At 66.1% G+C, this 5,495-nt stretch carries 6 protein-coding genes; 1 reads left to right on the top strand and 5 read right to left on the bottom strand.

Annotated features, from left to right (window positions below; genetic code table 11):
* The 3 genes from RMN84_RS11490 to zwf form a co-directional block, all read right to left on the bottom strand.
* On the bottom strand, positions 1-551 hold a 551-nt coding region (locus RMN84_RS11490), incomplete at its 3' end, for a dihydroxy-acid dehydratase (RefSeq protein ID WP_309612304.1).
* A complete protein-coding gene (gene pgl, locus RMN84_RS11485; RefSeq protein ID WP_309612303.1) occupies positions 551-1,252 on the bottom strand; it encodes a 6-phosphogluconolactonase in 702 nt (233 codons plus the stop codon). The genes pgl and RMN84_RS11490, both read right to left, overlap by 1 nt.
* A 9-nt stretch (positions 1,253-1,261) precedes the next feature.
* Entirely contained in the window at positions 1,262-2,719 is a 1,458-nt protein-coding gene (gene zwf, locus RMN84_RS11480) for a glucose-6-phosphate dehydrogenase (protein ID WP_309612302.1), read from the bottom strand.
* 110 nt (positions 2,720-2,829) lie between these two features.
* Between zwf and RMN84_RS11475 the strand changes: the two genes are divergently transcribed.
* Positions 2,830-3,615: a polyphosphate kinase 2 gene (locus RMN84_RS11475; RefSeq protein ID WP_309612301.1), complete on the top strand. Its 786-nt coding sequence runs from the start codon at positions 2,830-2,832 to the stop codon at positions 3,613-3,615.
* A 2-nt stretch (positions 3,616-3,617) separates the two neighbouring features.
* Here the strand turns inward: RMN84_RS11475 and RMN84_RS11470 are convergent, their stop codons facing one another.
* Together RMN84_RS11470 and RMN84_RS11465 are read right to left on the bottom strand one after the other, a co-directional pair.
* Positions 3,618-5,111: a tryptophan 7-halogenase gene (locus RMN84_RS11470; RefSeq protein WP_309612300.1), complete on the bottom strand. Its 1,494-nt coding sequence runs from the start codon at positions 5,109-5,111 to the stop codon at positions 3,618-3,620.
* On the bottom strand, positions 5,111-5,495 hold a 385-nt coding region (locus RMN84_RS11465), incomplete at its 5' end, for a glycoside hydrolase family 97 C-terminal domain-containing protein (protein WP_309612299.1). The genes RMN84_RS11465 and RMN84_RS11470, both read right to left, overlap by 1 nt.

The raw sequence follows: 5,495 nt of genomic DNA, 5'->3' as shown, positions 1-5,495 counted from the left end.
GGCATCGGTCCGCTGGGGATCAGCAAGGCCGGCAAATGCCCAAAGCGGAGCGCGCCGATCAGCAGGCCAGGGACGATCTTGTCGCAGATGCCGAGCATCGCGACGCCTTCGAACATGCCATGGCTGAGCGCCACCGCCGTCGACAAAGCGATCGTGTCGCGGCTGAACAGCGACAGGTCCATGCCCGGCTGGCCCTGGGTCACACCGTCGCACATCGCCGGAACGCCGCCCGCGACCTGCGCAGTGGCCCCCGCCTCGCGCGCGAAAATCTTCATCTGCTCGGGGTAGCGGCCATAGGGCTGATGCGCCGAGAGCATGTCGTTGTAGGCGGTGACGATGGCGAGGTTAGGCTCGTGCAGTCCTTTGATCGCGGCCTTGTCCTCGCCCGCTGCGGCAAAGCCGTGGGCGAAATTGCCGCACGACAGGCGCGGGCGCGAAATGCCACGATCGGCCTCGTCGGCCATCAGCTGCAGGTAGCGGCTGCGCCCCGGCTTCGACCGCTCTATAATCCGGTCGGTGACCTTGGAAATGCGAGAGTCGAGGCGGCTCATCATGGGCACCAGTGAATGTCGATCGGCTGATCGCACTCGGCCAGCACCCGCCCAATGGGCAGCTTGGACGACTGGCCGTCCTCGATCGCCTGTTCCAGCATATCGCGCTTTTGCTGGCCCTTGATGACGATGAGCAACGTGCGCGCCGACAGGATTGCCGCGCGGGTCAGCGTCACCCGCGCGACCGGGGCCTCGGTTGGCAGCGGATCGGGCATCACGCCAACCATCCGCCTCGCCTTGGGCGCATCGAGCGCGTCCGGCAGGTCGGGACCGGCGAAGATCGACGCGGTATGCCCGTCCTCACCCATGCCGAGCCAGACGAGGTCGGGTGGCCACGGCAGGTCCTGCAGCCTGGCATCGGCGCTATTGCCGGCCAGCTTGTGGTCCTTGATGTCACCGGTCACCGGGATCACGCGGGCCCCTGCGGGCAGGAAGACCTTGGCCAGCGCGCGGACGTTGCTCAGCTCATTATCCATCGGCACGAGACGCTCGTCGCCGGGGATGATGGTGACCTTCTTCCAGTTGAGGTCAGCCTTGACCAGCTTCGAATAAATCGGCCCCGGAGTCGTCCCCCCGGGCAGCGCCAGCATGGCGTTGCCGCGCGCGTCCAATGCGCTTTCGATGATGAAGCCGACGTCGCCGGCGACGGCCGACGCCATCTCCTCGGCGCTGTCGTAATCCCAGAATTCCGCCTCAATCATGCCGCATCCTCAATCATGCCAATGCACTCCATCACGTTCGGTCAGGGCAATCGCGGCCGATGGCCCCCAATTGCCAGCCGCATAAGGTCTCGGCGCCAGCCCGGCGTCGTTCCACGCCGCCCGCACGCCGTCGATCCAGTCCCACTGCGCCTCGACCTCGTCGCGCCGCACGAACAAGGTTGGGTCGCCCTCGATCAGGTCGAGCAGCAGCCGCTCATAGGCGATCCGCCGACGGTGGTCGGCAAAGGCATTGACCATGCCGAGGTCGAGCGGCAGTTCGCGCAGGCGGATGCCCGCCCGGTCCAGCCCCGGCGTCTTGGCCATCACCTGCAGCCGGATATTCTCTTCCGGCTGAATCGAGATCAACAGCTTGTTGGCCTGGGTCGTCGCCCCGCGCGAGGCGAAGTTCGAATGCGGCACACATTTGAACTGGATGAAAATCTCGGTCGAACGCTGCGGCATGCGCTTGCCGGTACGCAGGTAGAACGGCACCCCGGCCCAACGCCAATTGTCGACATGCGCCTTCAGCGCGACGAACGTCTCGGTCGCCGAGGGATGGCCCAATTCGTCGATATAGCCCGGCACCGGCTGGCCGTCCGACGCGCCGGCGGCATATTGGCCGGTGACGACGCAATTGCCGACGTCGTTCGCCCCGATCCGCCGCAGCGAGCGCAGCACCTTGACCTTCTCGTCGCGAACCGAGGTCGCGTCGAAATCGGCCGGCGGCTCCATCGCGACCAGCGCGACCAGCTGCAGCATGTGGTTCTGGACCATGTCGCGCAGCGCGCCCGCCCCGTCGTAATAATCGCCGCGCCCTTCCAGCCCCACGGTCTCGGCGACGGTGATCTGGACATGGTCGATATGCGCCGAATTCCACAGCGGTTCGAACAGCGAATTGGCAAAGCGCAGCGCCAGCAGATTCTGGACGGTTTCCTTGCCCAGATAATGGTCGATCCGATAGGTCCGCGCTTCGGGAAAGGCGATCGCCACCGCGTCGTTGATCTCGCGGCTCGAGGCGAGGTCGGAGCCGAGCGGCTTCTCCAGCGCAAGGCGCACACGCGGGCCGGTCAGCCCGGCACCTTCCAGCCCGTCGATCGTCGCCTTGAACAGCGACGGCGCGGTCGACAGGAAGATCGCCAGCCCGGCAGCCGGATCGATCCGCTCGCGCAGCGCCGCAAACCCCGCCGCCTTGGTGGCGTCGAGCGGAACATAGGACAGCATCCCGGCAAACGCCGCCGCCTTCGTCGCATCCAGATACTCGGCCTGGACATGCTCCGTGAGCGCCGCGAGCGCACTCGACCGATACGCCGCATCGTCGAGAGGGCTGCGCGCGGTACCGACGATCTTGAGTCCCGTTGGCAACAATCCGTCGGCATAAAGGCCGTAGAGCGACGGCAGCAACATGCGATGGGCAAGGTCGCCGGTCGCGCCGAACAGCAGCAGGGTCGAGACAGGGTCAGCAGTCATGGGATGCGCCTATAGCGGGTGAGCGGCACACGGCAACGCGCGACTGGCTGCGTCTGGCGCTTTACCCGCGTCCTGCTACGCTCGCGCCACACGATACAATGAGAACGGCGATGAAGCGCAGGAAATTCACCAAGCGGCTCGACCAGCTGACCGAAGAATTGGTGGCGATGGCGCGCTGGGCCAAAGCGACCGGCCAGCGTATCCTGATCGTCGTCGAGGGCCGCGACACCGCTGGCAAGGGCGGAGCGATCGACGCGATCCGCGCGCACATCAACCCGCGCGATTGCCACATCGTCGCGCTCGGCAAGCCCGACGGGTTGCTCCCGACCAAGGCCTATCTCGACCGCTACGCCGCCAACCTGCCCGGCCCCGGCCAGATCTTTTTGTTCGACCGCAGCTGGTATAATCGCGCCGGCGTCGAGCACGTGATGGGCTTCACCCCGCCCGAACTGGTCGCAGAGTTCCTTAAGGCCGTTCCCGCGTTCGAGAAGAAGCTGGTCAAGGACGGCATCCTGCTGTTCAAATATTGGCTGTGCTGCGACCAGGATCAGCAGGAGGCGCGTTTCGCCGAGCGGCTGGTCGACCCGCTCAAGCAGTGGAAACTGTCGCCGATCGATGTCGCCGCGCGCAAGCACTACGCCGACTATACCGCCGCTCGCGAAACCATGCTCAAGGCGACCCACACCGCGGCCGCACCATGGACCCTGGTCGAGTTCAACGACCAGAAGCGCGGCCGGCTGACCCTTATCCGCGATTTGCTCGACCGGCTGCCCGACACGCGGGTGGAGATGTCGCTGCCGGTGTTCCAGCCCCTCGCCCAGCCCCCCGCGGTCGAGGAATATGGCGTCGTCCATCCGCTCTCTGCCTGGCCGGCCGGCAAGGGCAAGAAGGACTGAGCTCACGCGGTCGCCACCCGGGCCAGCGCCTCACTGTGGCTCGGATAATTGCTCGCGCAGCCGGCGATGAACGCGTCGATCGCGGCCATGTCATAGTGCTCGACATCCGCGTCCGGCGGGACAAGCTTGGCGGGGTCGGGGAAATTGCCATATCCGGCGAGCAGGCAATGCCAGGATAATGCCGGATAGTAGGCGGCGATGTCCTGCCGGGCGATCTCTTCCTCCAGGTCGGCCCCCGTGAACCAGGCGGTCATTACGCCCTTCAAACTGTCCGACAGGCAATCGAGATCGGCGGCATCGCGCCAATAGTCAGTGTCTCGGCGCAGCTGCAGCCGGTAATGGGCAACGACGTAGTCGCGAATGCCTTCATAGCGACGCGCGGTGCGGGCGTTGAACCCGCCGCGCCCGGCCGCGCCCTCACCGTCGACCGTTTCGATGAACCCTTCGACCGTCGCCAGCACGATGTGCAGCGCGGTCGCCTCGAGCGGTTCGATGAACCCCTGGGCGAGGCCGATGGCGAGGCAGTTGCGGACCCAGCTGCGCTCGATCCGCCCGACTTTCATTTGCAGGTGGCGCACTGCGGTGTCGCGCGGCAGTCCGAGATGATCGAGCAGTTCCGCCGCCGCCGCCTCGGGCTCAAGATAGCGCGACGCATAGACATAGCCGTTGCCGGTGCGATTGGTCAGCGGGATGTCCCACGCCCAGCCGGCCGACAGCGCGGTGGCTTTCGTAGCGACCGTCGGACCCCCCTCGGCGACCGGTGTCGGAGTCACCACCGCGCGGTCATTGAACAAGTTTTCGGAAAAACTCACATGCGGTTCGGCCAGCGCGCCTTCTATGATCAGTGCGCGGAAACCGCTGGCGTCGACGAACAGCTCGCCGCCGATGCGGCGGCCGTCCTCCGCCAGCAATTCGCCGATATTGCCAACCGGCAACATTGCGACCTCGACAATCTTTGCATCGACGTGAACGACCCCGCGCCCGGTCGCGACCTCGCGCAGATATTCTCCGACCAGCACCGCATCGAAATGATAGCCGTAGCCCGTCAGGAACGGAAAATTCGGCGGCGCGATCGGTGCTTTGCGCCGGGCGGCCAGCGCGGTCGTCAGGAAGAAGCGATCCGGATGCGCCGGCACGTCACGCCCCGTTCGCCTGGCGCGGGTATTGTAGAAGAATTGCGGCGCGGTGTGGCGGTCGATCGCGGTCGGGAAGGGGTGGAAATAGCGATCGTGACCCGTCCGTTCGGACCATCCCACAAATTCGATCCCCGCCTTGTAGGTCGCGTTGCAGCGCGGCATCCACTCGGCCTCGGTGATACCGATCGTGTCAAAGAAGTGCTTGAGTTGCGGGGTCGACCCCTCGCCGACGCCGATGATCCCGATCTCGCTCGATTCGATCAGCGTGATCGCGGTCTCGGGCCAGTGTTGCTGGAACAGGCACGCCGCCATCCATCCGGCCGTCCCGCCGCCCAGGATGGTGATCGAGCCCGGCCGCATCAGCGCCCGGCCGCGAACCGTACCGCCGCCCCGCCGCCCGGCGCCAGGTGCAGCGCCAGCGTGTCGCGGCTGGTCACCTTGCGCTCTTCATAGACCATGTCCTTGCCCGCCGCGCCATAATGCGCGGTCGGCCCGTCGCGCCAGATCATCGCGGTGTAGCGCTTGCCCGGCGTCAGGAAATCGAGGCTGGCCGAGACGTCGCGCGCTTCGGCATTGGTCGTCGCCCCGAGATACCAGTCGGCCTTGCCGCGCTCCTTGCGCGCGACGACGACGAAATCGCCGACCTCGCCGCCCAGCACGCGCGTGTCGTCCCAGTCGACCGGGACTTGCCGAATGAAGTTGAACGCGACCGGGTTGGCTTCGTAATTCTCCGGCAGATCGGCC

Source organism: Sphingomonas sp. (assembly GCF_031380695.1).
GTDB lineage: Bacteria > Pseudomonadota > Alphaproteobacteria > Sphingomonadales > Sphingomonadaceae > Sphingomicrobium.
The sequence above is the reverse complement of the archived record's forward strand: the minus strand, read 5'-3'. Positions and strand labels throughout refer to the sequence as shown.

Coding starts and splice junctions, on each gene's coding strand:
- pgl (WP_309612303.1), bottom strand. CDS start 1,252: ATGATTGAGGCGGAATTCTGGGATTACGACAGCGCCGAGGAGATGGCG.
- zwf (WP_309612302.1), bottom strand. CDS start 2,719: ATGACTGCTGACCCTGTCTCGACCCTGCTGCTGTTCGGCGCGACCGGC.
- RMN84_RS11475 (WP_309612301.1), top strand. CDS start 2,830: ATGAAGCGCAGGAAATTCACCAAGCGGCTCGACCAGCTGACCGAAGAA.
- RMN84_RS11470 (WP_309612300.1), bottom strand. CDS start 5,111: ATGCGGCCGGGCTCGATCACCATCCTGGGCGGCGGGACGGCCGGATGG.